The organism is Pseudoclavibacter sp. RFBI5, from assembly GCF_002931395.1.
Taxonomy (GTDB): domain Bacteria; phylum Actinomycetota; class Actinomycetes; order Actinomycetales; family Microbacteriaceae; genus Pseudoclavibacter.
The window spans coordinates 45,507-61,736 of record NZ_PSYA01000002.1 but is presented as its reverse complement, the minus strand read 5'-3'; the positions used below and the strand labels follow the sequence as shown (position 1 = coordinate 61,736).

The following is a 16,230-nucleotide window of genomic DNA, read 5'->3' as shown; positions in this document are numbered from 1 at the left end:
GTAAGATCGACTCGAGTGAACGAGGAGTAGTGATGCCCGAAGGTGCACCCCGGAAGGTCACGCGCCGGGACGTTGCGCGCCACGCAGGTGTCAGCGATGCCGTCGTCACGTACACCCTCAACGGCCGCGCCCCCGTCGCGCCGGCGACCGCGGCGCGCGTGCGCGAATCGATTCGCATCCTCGGCTACACGCCGAACGCCGCGGCCCGCGCACTGAAGATGGGGTCCTCGCGGCTCATCGGCATCATCGTGCCGGACACCACGAACCCCTTCTGGTCGGAGCTGTGCCAGCAGGTCGAGAACGTGGCGGCACGTGAGGGCTACGCCGTGCTCGTCGTGAACTCGCGCGACGACGACAACCGGGCCATCGCACTCGCCCGGTCCCTCGCCTCCCGGCAGGTCGACGGATTCCTCGTCGCCTCCATCGTGCACCCGAACGAGGTCACCGCCTTCAACGCGCTCGGCATCCGCTGGGCCACCCTCAACAACCCCCACCCCATCGCAGGCACCATGGGTGTCGGCGTCGACCTCGATCAGGGCGCACGCGACGCCACGCGCCACCTCATTGACCACGGCTACCGCAGGATCGCGTTCGTCGGCTCGACGAAGGATGCCCGCTACGGCGGGTGGACCGCCGAGCTCGCCTCCGCCGGCCTCGAGCCCGGGCTCGTGTTCCCCGCCGACTTCGAACGCCGATCCGGGTACCTCGCCGGCCGCAACCTCGCCGCCGCGAGCGCCCAGGTCGACGCGGTCTTCATGAGCTCCGACCAGCTCGCGATCGGAGCGATGCGGGCGCTCCACGAGGCCGGCGTCGACATGCCGGGCGACGTCGCCGTCGTCTCGTTCGACGGCACGGACGACGCCGAGTACGCCTGGCCAGGGCTCACGACGCTCGCCCAGCCCATCGCCGAGCTCGCCGAGCAGGCCGTCTTCCGGCTGCTCGGCGTCGGGAGCATCCCGGACGAGCGGCCTCGGGGCGAGCTCGTCATCCGGAGGTCCTGCGGCTGCGAATGAGCCCACCGACTCGGCGGTCGCGGCCTCGCGCCACGCCGATTCGGGCGACTGGCGAGCTCAGGCGTCGGGGAGCTCGAACTCCCGCGCCTGGTCCCAGGGCTCGGTCCAGCCGAGGCGGTCGAAGATGCCGTCGAGCAGCATCGCCGTGAAGCCCCAGACGAGGTGCTCGCCCGATTCGTTCCGCACCATGAACGCCGGCCCACGCCATTCCTCGCCGTCGCGGCGCAGCACCGTGGTGCCCCGATTCATGGGGTCCAGCAGCTCGGCGACGGGGGCCCGGAACACGGCCGCCGACTCCGCCTCATCGACGACACCGACCTCGGACGCACGCCGCCACCAGGCGAGCACGGGCGTCACGAGATGCCGCGAGTAGGTGAGGGGCACGGGCTCGAGGGGGCCGAGCACGTCGATGCCATCGGCATCGAGCCCCGTCTCCTCCACCGCCTCGCGCAGCGCGGCCGCGACCGCATCCCTGTCCTCCGCGTCGACCCGGCCGCCCGGGAACGCGACCTGGCCCGGGTGCGAGCGCAGCGTCGAAGCTCGCGCCAGCAGCAGCACGTCGAGGTCACGGGAGACGGCGCCGGCCTGTGCTTCGCGATCGCTGGGAAGCGAGTCGAGGACGCCGAAGAGGATGAGCACCGCGGCCGAACGGGAGACGCGCACGAGGCGCTCATCGACGGGCGACAGGTGCACGGCAGGCTCTCGCCCAGCAGCCGCGCACTCGGCGAGCTCGGTCAGCTGCGCTCGCGCCGCCTTCGTCACGGGTTCAGGATGCACGGCTTCAGCGTACGCGGCGCTCGCCGGCTCAGCCCTGCACCGCGGCGGTCACCAGCTCGACACCGATCTCGCGCACAGCCGCCGCGTCGGCCTCGGAGATGCCCTCGTCGGTGATGACGGTCGAGAACCGATCGAGCCCGCAGACGCGGTAGATCGAGTAGCTGCCGAGCTTGCTGCTCGTGGCCAGCAGCACCGCGCTGCTCGCCACCTCCATGGCGGCCAGCTTCACATCCACCTTCTCAGCGCTCGGCGTGGTGACTCCACGCTGGGCGTCCCACGAGCTGGCGCTCACGAACGCGATGTCCACCGCGAGCTGGCGCAGCACGCCTGCCGCGAGGTGCCCCACGCTGGAGCGGTTCGCGTGGTCGAGCTTGCCGCCGATGTGCACGACCTCGACGTGAGCGTCGCCAATGAGGGAGCTCACGATCGTGAAGTCGTTCGTGACCACCGTGGGCGCGGCCAGCGCCCGGATCGCGGGGAGCAACGACGAGGTCGTCGTCCCCGCGTCCAGGTAGTAGACGCCGTCGTCGCGGAGCAGCTTCCCCGCGGCGAGGCCGATGGCCGCCTTCTGCGCCCGCTCCGAGCTCGCCTTCGCGTCGAAGCTGGGCTCGACCGCGACGGAGCGCGCCGAGCGCACTCCCCCTGGCACCACCGCGGCGACGCCCTGGCTCACGAGTTCGCCGATGTCCCGGCGCACCGTCATGTGCGACACCCCGAGCAGCTCCGTGAGCTGATGCACGCTCAGCACCTCGTGGGCACTCAGCAGCTCGAGGATCTTCTGACGTCGCTGGTCCGGAATCAACGGCGGCTCCTCGGTGTGGCTTCTCATGCGACCTCTAGATCAGTCCTGCGTAGTACAGCACGAGAACGATAGCGAATCCCGTCACGCCCGAGATGATCGAGGCGACGCCGATCGACCTGATCCCCTGGCCGACCGTCATATTCGACAGGGTCGTCGTCACCCAGAACCCGGACGAGTTGGCGTGCTTGAAGATCTGCGCGCCCGTGCCGCAGGCGAGGTAGACGGCGAGCGCGGACACACCGAGGTCGTCGATGAGGGGAGCCATGATCGCCGACGCGGTGAGCATCCCGAGGATGTTGGAGCCCGTGATCGTGCAGATCGCTGCCGCGACGAGGAAGGGCACGATGAGGGGCGGGATGCCGACCTCCTGGATGACCTCCGACATGCGCTCGGCCACCCCGGTCTCGCGGATGAGGAGGGCGAGCGCGCCGCCGACTCCGGTCAGGGCGAGCGGCATGGCGGCCGTGCGCAGGCCATCCTCGAACATGCCGTTGACGATCTCCTTGCGACGCCACGCGCCACCGAAGAGGGGCAGGGTCGACAGCACGCCGATCGCGAGCGCCATGATGGGCGCTCCGACGAATCCGACGAGCTCCTGGATGAACGAGCCCTCCGGAAGCGTCGGACCCAGCAGCGAGTCGATCATGATGAGCGAGATCGGCAGGTAGATGGGGAGCAGCGCGAAGCCGAGCCGGACGGGGAGCCCCGTGAACGGGCTGAGCGCGAGCGTGCGGCCGACGCCGCCGTTCTGAGCCGTGAGCGTCTTCGTGGTGCCGGAGCCGCCTTCGCGCTGCTCCTGCTCTGCCTGCTCCGCCTTGGCGATCGACTCGATGAACTCCGCCTTGGGCGCGACGTAGGTCTTGATGCGCGTCAGGTAGAACGTGGCGACCGCGATGCCGGGCAGACCGACGAGCAGTCCGTACATGATGGACATGCCGAAGTCGAGGCCGAGCACTCCCGCCGCGGCGAGGGGGCCGGGCCCTGGCACGACCAGCGAGGTCATCACGTAGGCGCCGATGTAGAGGATCGGACCGAACTTCATCATCGACTCCTTCGACCGGTAGGCCATGGCGGAGACGATCGGGATGAGCATGATGACGGTCGTGTCGGCGATCAGGGGGATGCCGATGATGGTCGAGGCGAGGGCGATGCCCCATGGCATCTTGCGCTTCGTTCCGAGCATCTTCTCGACGGACTGCGTGATGCGCAGCGCCCCGCCGCTGATCTCGAGCGCCTTGCCGAGCACGCAGCCGAACACGATGAGGAGGCCGACGTTCGCGAGCGTGTTCCCGAAGCCCTCGTTGATGAGGGAGACGGTGCCGGCGCCGCCCTGCCCGAACATGAGGCTCAGCACGGCGACCACCACGAAGAGCACGAACACGGGATGCACCTTGAACCGTCCGATCATGAGCACGAGGCCCACGATCGCGAACGCGAAGGAGAGGAGGATGAAGACGTCAGACATGGCTGCCCTCCCGGACGTCGTCGCCAGCCCACGCGGCGAGGAGCTCGGCGTCGTGGTCGGCGAGGTCATCGATGAGGATGAGCTCGCCGGCACGCACGTCCCGGGCGAGCGTCGCGCGCGACGCGACGTAGAGCGGGGCCACCTTCTCGGACTCGGGACCCGCCTCGAGCAGCACGGCCTGCACGCCGGTCACGTCGTGGTGGTGTCCACCCATCTCGAGGAGCGTCCCCGCGGCCAGGTCCGCTTTCGCTCGACCTGCCATGAGGATGCTCCTCGTCGGCTCCGGACTGCCGTACGGCGCCCCGAGGTGCACGGCGAGCAGCAGCGTCATCGGCGTCTCGACGCCCATGAAGTGATACGGCAGGTAGATGCAGGCGTACTCGCCGGAGCGACTGACGACGTGGCCCTTGCCGCGCAGCACCTCCCAGGTCTGCGCGTCGTAGGTGCGCACGACGACGAAGACGCCGCCGCCGAACGATGCCTCGTCCGGGGTTCGCAGCACGGAGAACACGTCGACGACGCCGGTCCGCTCGAGGACTCCGCCGGAGGACTTCGGCGCGTAGATGTCGGCGAGCTCGCTGATGCGGGCCACCGGGTAGTGCATGAGCTCGTCGTCGACGACGAAGCCGGTGTGGTTGGCGACGACCGCCATCTCGCAGTAGTCGGCCGTAGCGCCGGTGGGGAGCGCCGCGACGGCTTCGGCGCGAGCGCACAGCGTCGCGGGGATGTCGTCGCCGAGCGTCAGGTGCTCGCCGAGCTGCGGTGCGTGGATCTGCTTGTCGAGGTGGGTGACGGTGCCGGCGGACGGGTCGAAGACGAGGTCGTACTCGCTGGACTTGCCGATGGCGACGATGTCGAGTCCGAGGGTCCGCACCCAGGAGACCAGGGCGATGAGGTTCGCGGGCTGGTCTCCGCTCGCGGGCGTGTAGACGACGCCGTTCTCGCGGGCGATCGAGGCGAGCTCGATGCCAGCGACCGAGTCGACCTCCTTCGAGACCATGGCGACCGGCCTCGACGCGCGCAGCGCATCCGCGGCCACCCGGTAGCCGAACCCCGGGTCCCCGGTTGCCTCGACGAGGATGTCGAAGGCGTCGGGAAGCAGGAGCTCGCGACTCGCGACCACGGCGGTCTTTCCGGCCGTCACGACCTCGAGTACTTCGCCTGGTGTGCCGCAGACGACGACGGAATCGGCCGTAAAGCCGACCTCGAGGGCGAGCTCACGCGCACCCTCCGGGTCGAGGTCGCAGAGCACGCTGGCGTGCAGGTCCTCGATCTGCGTGGTCTGCGCGAGCAGGGTGCGAGCGAATCCGCCCTTGGCCCCGGTGAGCGCATACTGCACGCGGGTCCCGCGATGCGCGGCGAGAAGGTACTCGATGTTCATTGGTCTCCGTTTGGCGTCGTTGCCAACGACCGGCAGGTCGTCGTGCTGACATCATGTATAAAGGATTCACAGATCATGTGCAAACACTCACAGATATTCACACTGTCTCGTTCGAGTGCTGCAGCAGGAGGGAACCCAACTTGACGATTCTTCACGGCTGCGTGGCCGACGACTTCACCGGAGCAGTCGACCTCGCGGGAAACTTCGCGGCACGAGGGCTGAACGCAGTCGTCATCACCGAGCCCGACGCAGCGCTGCACGAGCTCCCCGGCGACACCGAGGCGGTCATCATCGCCCTCAAGACGAGAACCGCGCCGCCCGACGCAGCTGTCCGCCAGAGCGTGGATGCGTTCCGCCGGCTGTCCGAGGCAGGCGCACGCCAGCTGTACTTCAAGTACTGCTCGACCTTCGACTCGACCGAGCAGGGCAACATCGGCCCCGTCATCGACGCCATGCTCGCCGAGCTCGACCTCACGACGACGATCGTCGTCCCATCGTTTCCCGGCAACGGGCGAACCGTGCGCGACGGCCAGCTCTCCGTCTGGGGCGAGCTGCTCGAGCACAGCTCGATGCGCCACCACCCGCTGACGCCCATGACCGAATCCGACGTGCGTCTGCTGCTCAGCCGGCAGGCGCAGACCCCGGTCGGCTTCATCGACCTCGCGACGGTTCGCGACGGCGCGGAGGCGCTGAGCGCGGCGCTCGAGGGCGCCTCGACTCCAAGCGCGGTGGTCATCGACGCCGTCACGGACGCCGACCTCACCACCATCGCGGCAGCCAGCGCAGAGCTGAGGTTCGTCACGGGCGGATCCGGACTCGCGCTCGGCATCCCAGTGCCCGAACGTCGCGCAGCCGAGGCGCCCCGACTCGCGGCGCTCGCTGGCCACCGCGTCATCCTCTGCGGCAGCGCCTCCAAGCGGACCCAGGAGCAGGTGCAGGCAGCCAAGAAGGCGGGATTCCTCAGCCTGCAGGTCGATCCGCGCGCCGGCACCGAGCAGACCGTGTCCATCGTCAGGTGGGCCCGTGAATACTGGGCGGAGCGCCCAGACGTACCCGTCCTCGTCTACGCGACCGGCTCCCCCGACGACCTCGCCACCGACGACGCGTCAGCGCACGCCGACGCCGCCGATCGCATCGAGCGCACGCTCGCCGAGGCCGCAGTCGCGCTCATCGACGCCGGCGCCGTCGAGGTCATCTCGGCAGGCGGCGAGACCTCCGGCCGCATCGTGACCGAGCTGGGGATCAGCAGCCTCAAGCTCGGACAGCCGATCTGCCCTGGCGTGAGTTGGGCCCGAGCGACGACCGCAGACAGCCACGTGATCAACCTGGCCCTCAAGTCCGGGAACTTCGGCTCCACCGAGTTCTTCGTCGAGGCCTGGGACGAGCTCGCGTGAGCCCGACCGCCAAGCTCGACCAGGTCGCCGAACTCCTCGACGCCGGCCGCCGACTCTCCGACCTCGGACTCAGCCCCGGCACCTCAGGCAACATCTCCATGCGATTGGGCGAGCGGATGCTCATGAGCCCGACCGGCACGGAGCTCGGACGCCTCCAGGCCGACCACCTCTCCGAGGTCTCCCTGGCGGACGGCGCGCACCTCGCCGGCCCCCGACCGTCGAAGGAGCATCCGCTGCACCGGGCGTTCTACGAGCGCAACCCGGGCACGCACGCCGTCATCCACCTGCACTCCATGCACGCCGTCGCCGTGTCCCTGCTGGACCCGTGGACCACGAGGTCGGCGCTCCCGCCGCTCACCCCGTACTTCGTCATGCGCGTGGGGCAGACCCCGCTTGTGCCCTACGCGCACCCCGGCGATCACGACCAGGCCGACGGCATCCGCGCACTCGACTTCGCGTTCGACGCCGTGCTCATCCAGAACCACGGGCCAGTGACGAGCGGCGCCAGCATGGACGCCGCGATCCAGGCCGCGATCGAACTCGAAGAGGTCAGCAAGATAGCCCTCATCACCCGAGGGCACCGGGTCGCCCAGCTCACCCAGACGCAGGCGCAGGAACTCGCGCTGCAGTACGGACGGAACTGGGACTGACCCGGGCCGAGCCGGCTGCTAGAGCGCGCCGCCTGCCGCCGCAGGCGCGTCCGCGTCCTGGCCGCTGTCGCCGATGGTCTCGCGGGCGATGAAGTTCTCGATGTCGAACAGGTTGTCGCCCGCGCGCTTCGCGATCGTGACGAGCGTCGACATGGAGGCGACCTCCTCGACCTGCTCCTTGAGGAACCAGAGCATCGCCTGCTCGCCGATCGCGTCGCCGTCAGCACGCGCAGCGCGGAACAGCGCCTCGATCTGCGAGGTCACCTCCTGCTCCTGCGCGAGGGCAAGCGCGATGGGCTCGACCACATCTGCGAACTCGGTCTTCGGCGCGGCGACGCCGGGGATCGTGACGCCGAGGTCGCGGTCGAGGCGGTACTGCACGAGCATCATCGCGTGGTTCCGCTCCTCGACCGACTGCTGGTAGAAGTGCGCCGCGAGCTGCGGGAGGTCGTGGTTGTCGAACCAGACGGCGATCGCGATGTACTGCTGCGAGGCCGAGAACTCGTTGCCGATCTGGGCGGTCAGAAGGTCATTGAACGTAGATGAAGTCACGCCGCAACGCTACTCCTGGCAGGTTTCGCGTGGCGGTCAAGTTTCGTCGCGGTGCGAATCGTCCACAGGAGCAGGGCGACACCGGTCGCCGCCACGAAGGGGAGGCAGGTCAGGCCGAAGGCATCCCCGATGATCGCCCCCGTGCTCCCCCAGTACCTGGTCTGGTCCGCATCAACGCCGATCCCCGCGACGATGCTGTCCACGATGACGGCGACGCTCAGCGCTGCGCAGGCGGATGCAGCCAGGACGGCGACCGAGGCAAGCCACAGCAGCGACGCTCGCAGGCTCAGCGCGATGGCCCTCGTCACATCGAGCGCCAGCCATACGCCGAGCACCACCGCTGCCGCGATGCTCGCGTACGCGATCGGGATGAGCGTGCCGGCGAGGCGCGCACCCTCGGCGGAGTCGCGATCAACGTCGGATCCGGCAGCCGCGTTCGGGAACACCAGCAGCATGTACGCCAGGTACCCGGCGATGATGACGAGCAGCACCGCCCTGATCGCGGCGCGCGCGACCCAGCCACGGTCAGCACCAGCGCTCGTCTCGCTCATGACCGCAACGCTAGAGCCAGGCGCGCCCAACACCAAACGACGCGGGCGGGCCGGTCGGCGAAAGCTAGGCTTGAACGGAACCCCGGAGGCTGCATGAGCGACGCACACGACCACGACGAGATCGGCGTGGGCTCCGTGCACCGCGAGGTCGACCCGGCCACGGTCGGACCGCAGCCGGGCGACCTCGAGCGTGCCATCGCCATCCAGGTGCGCGCGTACCGCCTCGCGACCGGGATGTCGGTCGCCGAGATGGCCGACAAGGTCGGCATCTCCAAGGCCATGCTCTCGAAGATCGAGAACGCCCTCACCTCCTGCAGCCTCACCACCCTCGGCCGCCTCGCGCACGGCCTCGACGTGCCCGTCACCGCCCTCTTCCGCGGCGTCGACTCCGACAGGGAGGCCGTCTACGTGCCGGCAGGCCACGGGGCGCAGATCGTGCGCCGCGGCTCCCGATCCGGCCACCTCTACGAGCTCCTCGGCGCCCTGCGCGGCCAGCACAAGCGCATGGAGGCGGTGCTCGTGACGCTGACCGAGGCGAGCGAGGTGTTCCCCCTCTTCCAGCATCCGGGCACCGAGCTGCTCTACATGCTCGAGGGCCGCATGGCCTACGGGCACGGGGACGCGCGCTACGAGATGGGCCCCGGCGACACCCTGCAGTTCGACGGCGAGGGCCCCCACGGCCCGGAGGAGCTCATCGAGCTCCCGGCGCGTTTCCTCTCCGTCACGGCGTACGGAGACCGCGCGGAGGGCTGAGCCTCGGCTGGTACCTTGGCCGGCACGACGACTCGCGCACCTGCCAGGGGGAACCATGGAACAGCCCGACCACATCCCGACCATCGGCCCCGAGGAAGCGAAGCCGCTGCTCGCCGAAGATCTGCTGCTGCTGCTCTTCAATCCAGACGACGGAACGATCGGCGGCGAAGGCACCCTCTTCTACGTGCTCGCCGGTGCCGTGCTCACCGAGCTGGCCCTGAACGACCAGGTCGCTATCGAGAAGGCCGGCCTGCGCGGGACCCTGGTGCTCTCCGTGGGTGAGACGGCGCCGGAGGACGAGATCCTCCGGGGCGCGTGGGAGTACTCCGACGGGAAGCGGCGCGAGGTGCAGGGCATGCTCGCGTCCATCGGCCCCCAGCTGCGCGGCCAGCTGCTGGAGAGCCTCATCTTCCGTGGCGACCTGCACCGCGAGCAGGGCAAGACGTTCGGGTTCATCCCCAAGACCACCATCAGTCTGGGCGACACGGGCCGACGAGCCGCACTCATGAGCCGAGTCCAAGCCGTGCTCATCGACGGCGCCGAGCCCGACGCCCGCACCGCCGCACTCGCGGCGCTGCTCTCCGCGAGCGGCTCGCTGCCCACCCTGCACCGAGAGCTCCCGTGGGAAACCGAAGTGATCAACCGAGCGAAGGCACTCGAGGCCGGCGACTGGGGAGCTGCCGCCGCGAGCTCGGCGGTCTCGCGCACCATGAACGCGATCACCATCAACGCCGCCGTCGCCGCGAGCGTCGCCGCCAACGCGAACGCAGCGAACAGCTAGCCCTGCGCTGCCCCGGGCACGCGCGAACCCCGCGAACCCCGCGGCCCCCGCGACCCCCGCGAGCAGTTTCCGGGTGGGTTCCACGCCTCGGGATGGCTTGCACCCCATCCCGAAGCGTCAAAGCCATCCCGAACACGGTAGGAAAGCGCACGCAACGCGCGCCCGCCCGCCGGAACCCACGCGGACCCGACCGACCCCCGCGGCCCCCGCGAGCAGTCTCCGGGTGGGTTCCACGCCTCGGGATGGCTTGCACCCCATCCCGAAGCGTCAAAGCCATCCCGAACGCGGTAGGAGAGCGCGCGCAGCGCGAGCCCGACCGAACCCCGCGGCCCCGACCGAGCCCCGCGGCCCCCGTGGCCCCCGCGAGCAGTTTCCGGGTGGGTTCCACGCTTCGGGATGGCTTGCACCCCATCCCGAAGCGTCAAACCCATCCCGAACACGGTAGGAGAGCGGACGAGACGCTCGCCCGCCGACAACTACCGAACCGCAACCGGCTCCGAAACAGCCGCCGCCGGGGCCGCCGCTGGCTTGAGGCGCTCCCGGCGCCGCTTGAGCGCGATCGACAGGGTGGTGAGCGCGAGGGCGGCGACGAGCCAGACGGTGAGCATCCCGTATGCCTCGCCGATGCCGATCGACCCGCCGGCCACGAGTGAGCGGAACGCCGTGACGGCGTAGTTCAGCGGCAGCCAGGAGTGGATCAGCTGGAAGAACGCGGGCGCCGTCTCGACCGGGTAGGTGCCGCCGGCCGAAGAGAGCTGGAGCACGATCATGACGAGCGCGAGGAATCGACCAGGAGGGCCGAGCAGCGCGTTGAAGGCCTGGTTGACGGCGACGAACGTGACGCTCGTGAGCAGCGCGAGCGCGACGAGCCCGAGCATGTTCGCCGGCTCGAGGCCGAGACCGAACCGCACGATCGTGAGCATGAGGAGGCTCTGGGCCGCGCCGAGCATCGCACCGGGTGCGAAGCTGCGCAGTGCCACGACGATCGCTGGCTGGCGGCCGAGCACGAGCCGCTCCCGCAGCGGCGGGAACATCAGGTAGAAGGCGAGCGCGCCGACCCAGAGGCCGAGCGTCATGAAGTACGGCGCGAGACCGTAGCCGTATGCCGGCACCTCGTTGAGGCGGGTCTTCGTGATCTCCACGGGCGTCGACGTGACCCCGGCGAGGTGGTCGGCCTGCGCATCCGTGTAGCTGGGGATGTCGGAGACCCCGTCGTCGAGGCCGTCGGCGAGGGTCTTGCTGCCGTCCGCGAGCTGCGTGATGCCGTCGTTCAGCTCGGTGCCGCCCGACTCCGCGTCGGCCGTCCCGTCGGCGAGCGTCGTCGCGCCCTGCTCGAGCTGCGTCGCGCCGGAGGCGAGCTGCGGCGTCGACTGCGCGAGGGTGGATGCACCAGCCGAGAGCGTCTGCGTTCCCGTCGCGAGCGTGGATGCGCCATCGGCGAGGGACTGCGTGCCCGTCGCCAACGTGGCTGCGCCGTCGGCGAGCGACTGCGTGCCCGTCGCGAGGGTCGACGCGCCGGATGAGAGCTGCGAAGCGCCAGCCGCGAGTTCTGCGGACTTCGTCGAAGCCGTCGAGATCGCCGCGACGAGCTCGTCGGCCTTGCCGCTGAGCGGCGCGACGGATTCGGAGAGCTGGGTTGCACCGGCCGCGAGGCCTGCCGACTTCGACTGGAGGAAGCTGAGCCCCGTACCGGCCGCCGCGTCGCCGACCAGGCCCGTCATGCCGGCGCTGAGCCCCGCGGCTTGCGTGTCGGCGGCTTGTGCGGATGCGGAGAGCTGCGTGATCTGCTCCTTGCGCTGCTCGTCCGAGAGCGTGTCCCAGCTCGAGAGCAGCGAGTCGACGTCACCCGAGAGCTCGCTGGTGCTCGACGCCAGCTGCGACGCCCCGCCGTTGAGTGTCTCGGCTCCGGTCAAGGCGGTGTCCACTCCGCCGGCAAGAGCTGTCGCCCCTGTGTCGAGCGCCGTGGCACCGGATGTGAGGGCGGTGACCTTCCCTGGCAGGTCGGTGGCGGCCGTGGACAGCTCCGCGAGTCCATCGCTGAGGAGCTGCGCACCGGAGCTCGCCGTGCCCAGCCCCGTGCTGAGCTCCTGCGCGCCGCCGTTCGCGCTGGCCGCGCCCGCGCTGAGCTGCTGCGCGCCCGTGTTCGCGTCCGCGGCGCCGGAGCTGAGCTGCTGGGCACCCGAGTTGGCGGTGACGAGGCCGGTGTTGAGCTGCTGCACCCCCGCATCCACCTGGGTCGCCCCATCGGCGAGGGTCGCGCTGCCGTCGGCGAGCGCGAGGCCGCCCTCACGCAGCTGCCCGAGACCCACAACCAGCTCACCGGACCCCGTGCGCGCCTGCTCGGCGCCGTCGTTGAGCTCGGTCGCGCCGTCGGCAGCCTCCGAGACGCTCTCGTGGATGTCGGTGAAGCCCACGTAGACGTTGCGGAGGTACTCGTCGGAGACCTCGGCGGCGAGCTCGTCGGCAACCGTGGTGCCGACCGTCGACGCGATGTTGCCGACGATGATGTTCGCGCCGTCGTTGGTGGTGATGGAGAGGCGGGCGATCGCCGCATCGAGCGGGTCGTCGCCGCCCGCCGAGACAGCTGCCGCCGAGAAGCCCGCCGGAATGTCGAGCACGGCGAGCACCTTGCCGGACTCGAGCGCGCTCTGCGCCTCGTCCGCCGACATCTCGTGCCAGCTGAAGTTGTTCGACTCGGTGCTGTCGACGAGCTTCTCGGTGAGCGTCGCGCCGAGGTCGACGGGCTCGGCGGGCTCGCCGTCGGTCGTCGTTGCGGGCGTCGCAGCCTGGTCGCTGTTCACGATCGCCGCGTTGATGTGGTCGAGGCGGTGCGTCGGGTCCTCGTTCGACCAGATCAGCGAGCCCGCGTAGATGAGGGGGATGAGCATGATGCCGACGATGACGACGAGCGTCCGCCGGTGCGTGCGCACGAAGTCGGGGAGGGAGAAGGAACGCATGGGCGTGGGGAGTCCTATGAGCGAGCGTGCTCGACGCGGAGGGCGTCAAGCTCGGCGACAGTCGCGCCGGAGGATGCGAGAAGCAGGGAGGAGAGGCGTTCGACGAGCTCGTCGATGGATGCGCGTGCATCCGCTGCCGTGCCGGCTGCCGTGGCCGCCTCGGCCGGGGCATCGGCCGGGGTCGCGACCTCAGCGGCGGCGAAGAGCCACCTCGTGACGTGCCACATCGCGCCGGCCGCGAGGAACTCGGCGCGATCCTGCGGGGTGTCGGGACCGCGGCGGCGGCGGATGACGGGGCCGAGCGGCGACGACTCGAGCAGGCGCGTCGCGAGGTAGGCGATGATGTCGCCCGTCAGGAGGCCGAAGCTGCTCTCGAGCGCCGCCCGGTAGAAGGGCGCGTCGGCGGCGAGCTCGCCGAGCAGGGCGCGCAGCGTGCCCCGCACGAAGGTCGGCCACGACGGGTCGTCGCCGACGCTCGGGATGCGGTCGAAAGCCGACTGCAGACGCCGCAGCGCGGCCTCGCGGATGAGGGCGGCGGTGTCGTCGAAGTGCTTGTAGAAGGTGGGGCGGCTCACTCCTGCGCGACCGACGATGTCGGTGATGCTGAGCTGCGCCGCATCCGTCCCCTCATCCAGCAGTTCGACGACGGCTGCGACGAGCGCCGCCCGCGAACGGACGAACCTCGCATCTTCCTGGCTCACGGCACTCCTCGATCACATCTAATTTACAAATGTAAATTAGCACGATCGAGTGAGAACGCAAGGGCCAGACCGGAGATGGCCAGGGTAAGGCCAGAGCGGACCGGGGTCGAACCAGGGACGGACGCCAGATGCCCGCAAGCCCTGACCAACATCAGTGCAGAAACCTGCAGATTCGGGCGCGGGGCCGCGAAACGAAGCCGAATTGCACTGAAGTTGGTCAGGCGTCGCGGCGAGCGACCCCCGGCGCACCGCCAGCGCGCGGGCCGCCGCGCTACCGCAGCACGCGCCGCGTGAAGTCGTTGGCGAAGACGCCGCTGGGGTCGTAGCGTTCGACGAGCTTCCGGAAGTCGGCGAAGCGCGGGTACAGTTCCGAGGCCTTCACGCGCTCGTCGAACACCTTGCCCCAGTGGGGGCGCCCGCCGAGCGGCGCGAAGATCTCGTCGAGCAGCGGCAGCAGCTCGGCGACCTCCGGGTCCTGCTTCCACGTGAAGTGCAGGCCGACGACGTCGTTGCCGTGCATGGGGCTCAGCCACAGCGAGTCGCGCGCGACCGTCCGCACCTCGTTGACCAGCAGGTGGGGGCGGATGCGGTCGGCGATGCCCGCGAGCGCGAGCAGCGCATCCTGCGCCCGAAGCCGTGGGATGAGGTACTCGCTCTGCAGCTCGGCGCCGTTGGAGGGCTGGAACTCGAGCTTGAAGTGCGGCAGGCGCTCGTACCAGGGGCCGGCGACGCCGAACTGCTCGCTGCAGGCCACGGCGGAGACGCCGCGGATGGGGTGCATCGCCTCGGTGGCAGGTGTTGCGCCGAAGAAGTCGCCAGGTGCCACCTCGCTCGCGAGCTGCTTCACCCACACCTGGTCGATGAGCTCGTGCTCCGCCCACGTCGTGAAGGCGCTCACGCTGTACCCGGCGCCCGTGATCTCGTCGAAGTTCTCGAGCAGCGCCGCGAACGGCAGGTTCTCGAAGACGCGCTGCCGCACCTCGAAGTGGGGCACGACGTCGAGGCGGATGCGCGTGACGACGCCGAGAGCGCCAAGCGACACGACGGCCCCGTCGAACCCCTCGTCTCCCCGCTCGAGCACGACGACATCCCCATCGCCGGCGACGAACTCGATGGCGGCGACGGCTGCCGCGAGGCTCCGGTTGGTGTTGCCGGAGCCGTGCGTTCCCGTGGCGACCGCGCCGGCGATGGAGATGTGCGGGAGGGAGGCGAGGTTCGCGAGCGCCAGGCCGTGTTCGGCGAGGTCGATCGCGAGCTCGCCGTAGCGGGTGCCCGCTCCGATGGACACCCACCGACGGTCCTCGTCGATGCGGAGCGGGCTGCGCAGGCCGCGCGTCGAGACCTGCACGCCGCCCGTGTCCGCTATGCGGTTGAACGAGTGCCCACTGCCGAGCGCGCGCACCGAGTGCCCGCCGGCCACCGCAGTCCGCACCACCTCGCTGACCTCGGCCGTGCTCGTGGGGGTGGCGATCTGCTCCGCCTCGAAGGTGATGTTCCCGGCCCAGTTGGAGGTCACTGCGGTCCTGCTTTCTGCGACGTTGCGAAGTGGATGCACCCGGCGGAGCCAGGCCAGAGAGTCAGGCCCGAAGCTCCACCGCCGACCACCATACGGGGGCAAGGCGGGTTGATCAGTCGCTGGCCGACTTCCGCGACCAAACCCGCACGTCCGACTCGGGCAACACGCTGGCCCGCCTGACCAACATGAGTGCGATTTCGCGCCGAATCGCCGCCGGACACCGGCAACGCGCTGTCTTCGCACTGATGTTGGCCAGCCGAGCGCGAGCTCGCGGACCCGCCCCCTGGCGGTGAAGATGCGCACCACCTAGGCTCGCCTGCCATGCGGATCGTCGTGTCGGGAACCCACGCAAGCGGCAAGAGCACGCTCATCGGCGACTTCGTGGCCGCGCATCCGGAATACCGTGTCCTCCCCGACCCGTTCGAGGAGCTCCTCGACGACCGCTTCGATGACCTCGACGCGGCCCTCTTCAGCCGCCAGCTCGACATCGCCGCCCACCGGCTTGCCGAGCTGCCTAAAGGCTCGGACGTCATCGCGGAGCGCGGCCCTCTCGACTTCCTCGCCTACCTGCACGCGCTCGAGGCGCTCGGCAGGCCCGGGCGCTCGCGCGCGGCGATCCGGCGCGGTGCAGCGCTCACCCGGCACGCGGCCGAGCGGGTGGATCTCCTGGTACTGCTCCCCCTCGCTTACCGCGACCAGATCTCGGTGAGCGATGACGAGGACCTCGAACTCCGGGATGCCATGAACGACGCGCTCCTGGACCTCGCCGCCGAGCCGGAGCTCAGCAGCCCACGCGTCGTGGAGCTCACGGGCGACCGAGCGGAGCGCCTCGCGGGGCTCGAGGCGGCCTGCCTCGAGCTCTGACCAGCCTCCGTGACAAGACCCCCAGCTCCGGGGCTTCAAAGCCGGGAGGTGGGGGTCTCGTCACGGAAGTCGG

15 protein-coding genes are annotated in these 16,230 nt (G+C 70.0%); 6 read left to right on the top strand and 9 right to left on the bottom strand.

The genetic code is table 11. The features are described 5' to 3' along the window. Window positions 1-32 precede the first annotated feature (32 nt). On the top strand, window positions 33-1,013 hold the full coding sequence (locus tag C5E06_RS00905; protein ID WP_104239982.1) for a LacI family DNA-binding transcriptional regulator: 981 nt from the start codon (window positions 33-35) through the stop codon (window positions 1,011-1,013). Between the two features lie 57 nt (window positions 1,014-1,070). Here the strand turns inward: C5E06_RS00905 and C5E06_RS00900 are convergent, their stop codons facing one another. Genes C5E06_RS00900 through C5E06_RS00885 form a run of 4 tightly spaced genes read right to left on the bottom strand, consistent with a single transcriptional unit; the run spans window position 1,071 to window position 5,438 of the window. After that, complete coding sequence (locus C5E06_RS00900) at window positions 1,071-1,790, bottom strand: CoA pyrophosphatase (RefSeq protein WP_104305699.1); 720 nt, start codon at window positions 1,788-1,790, stop codon at window positions 1,071-1,073. A 28-nt stretch (window positions 1,791-1,818) separates the two neighbouring features. Then, window positions 1,819-2,619 (bottom strand): DeoR/GlpR family DNA-binding transcription regulator, encoded by an 801-nt coding sequence (locus C5E06_RS00895; protein ID WP_104297975.1) that lies wholly within the window; start codon window positions 2,617-2,619, stop codon window positions 1,819-1,821. Window positions 2,620-2,626: 7 nt separating this feature from the next. Then, window positions 2,627-4,057, bottom strand: coding sequence for a GntP family permease (locus C5E06_RS00890; protein WP_104239979.1), 1,431 nt, complete (start codon window positions 4,055-4,057; stop codon window positions 2,627-2,629). Then, window positions 4,050-5,438, bottom strand: coding sequence for a homoserine dehydrogenase (locus C5E06_RS00885; RefSeq protein ID WP_104305698.1), 1,389 nt, complete (start codon window positions 5,436-5,438; stop codon window positions 4,050-4,052). The genes C5E06_RS00890 and C5E06_RS00885 overlap by 8 nt, the downstream gene beginning before the upstream one ends. Before the next feature lie 140 nt (window positions 5,439-5,578). On the opposite strand from C5E06_RS00885, the gene otnK reads away from it, so the two are divergent. Together otnK and C5E06_RS00875 are read left to right on the top strand one after the other, a co-directional pair. After that, window positions 5,579-6,832 carry a 3-oxo-tetronate kinase gene (gene otnK, locus C5E06_RS00880; protein ID WP_219820165.1) on the top strand — a complete coding sequence of 418 codons (1,254 nt, stop codon included), beginning with the start codon at window positions 5,579-5,581 and terminating at the stop codon, window positions 6,830-6,832. After that, entirely contained in the window at window positions 6,829-7,482 is a 654-nt protein-coding gene (locus C5E06_RS00875) for a class II aldolase/adducin family protein (RefSeq protein ID WP_104305696.1), read from the top strand. Before otnK ends, C5E06_RS00875 begins: the two co-directional genes overlap by 4 nt. Window positions 7,483-7,500: 18 nt before the next feature. Here the strand turns inward: C5E06_RS00875 and C5E06_RS00870 are convergent, their stop codons facing one another. Further along, complete coding sequence (locus tag C5E06_RS00870) at window positions 7,501-8,034, bottom strand: ferritin (RefSeq protein WP_104239975.1); 534 nt, start codon at window positions 8,032-8,034, stop codon at window positions 7,501-7,503. Next, the gene (locus C5E06_RS00865; RefSeq protein ID WP_104305695.1) at window positions 8,031-8,585 is read right to left on the bottom strand and encodes a hypothetical protein; all 555 of its coding nucleotides are present in this window, start codon (window positions 8,583-8,585) and stop codon (window positions 8,031-8,033) included. Before C5E06_RS00865 ends, C5E06_RS00870 begins: the two co-directional genes overlap by 4 nt. A 93-nt stretch (window positions 8,586-8,678) precedes the next feature. Here C5E06_RS00865 and C5E06_RS00860 point away from each other — a divergent pair, with 93 nt between their 5' ends. Continuing rightward, a complete protein-coding gene (locus C5E06_RS00860; RefSeq protein WP_104239973.1) occupies window positions 8,679-9,338 on the top strand; it encodes an XRE family transcriptional regulator in 660 nt (219 codons plus the stop codon). A 55-nt stretch (window positions 9,339-9,393) separates the two neighbouring features. Then, the gene (locus tag C5E06_RS00855; RefSeq protein WP_104305694.1) at window positions 9,394-10,119 is read left to right on the top strand and encodes a GPP34 family phosphoprotein; all 726 of its coding nucleotides are present in this window, start codon (window positions 9,394-9,396) and stop codon (window positions 10,117-10,119) included. A gap of 476 nt (window positions 10,120-10,595) precedes the next feature. On the opposite strand, the gene C5E06_RS00850 is transcribed toward C5E06_RS00855, so the two are convergent. The 3 genes from C5E06_RS00850 to C5E06_RS00840 form a co-directional block, all read right to left on the bottom strand. Further along, the gene (locus tag C5E06_RS00850) at window positions 10,596-13,076 is read right to left on the bottom strand and encodes a YhgE/Pip domain-containing protein (RefSeq protein ID WP_104305693.1); all 2,481 of its coding nucleotides are present in this window, start codon (window positions 13,074-13,076) and stop codon (window positions 10,596-10,598) included. A 14-nt stretch (window positions 13,077-13,090) separates the two neighbouring features. Continuing rightward, complete coding sequence (locus tag C5E06_RS00845) at window positions 13,091-13,777, bottom strand: TetR/AcrR family transcriptional regulator (protein ID WP_104305692.1); 687 nt, start codon at window positions 13,775-13,777, stop codon at window positions 13,091-13,093. A gap of 271 nt (window positions 13,778-14,048) precedes the next feature. Then, complete coding sequence (locus C5E06_RS00840) at window positions 14,049-15,293, bottom strand: FAD-binding protein (RefSeq protein WP_219820164.1); 1,245 nt, start codon at window positions 15,291-15,293, stop codon at window positions 14,049-14,051. Between the two features lie 321 nt (window positions 15,294-15,614). Between C5E06_RS00840 and C5E06_RS00835 the strand changes: the two genes are divergently transcribed. After that, entirely contained in the window at window positions 15,615-16,157 is a 543-nt protein-coding gene (locus tag C5E06_RS00835) for an AAA family ATPase (RefSeq protein ID WP_104305690.1), read from the top strand. Window positions 16,158-16,230 lie beyond the last annotated feature (73 nt).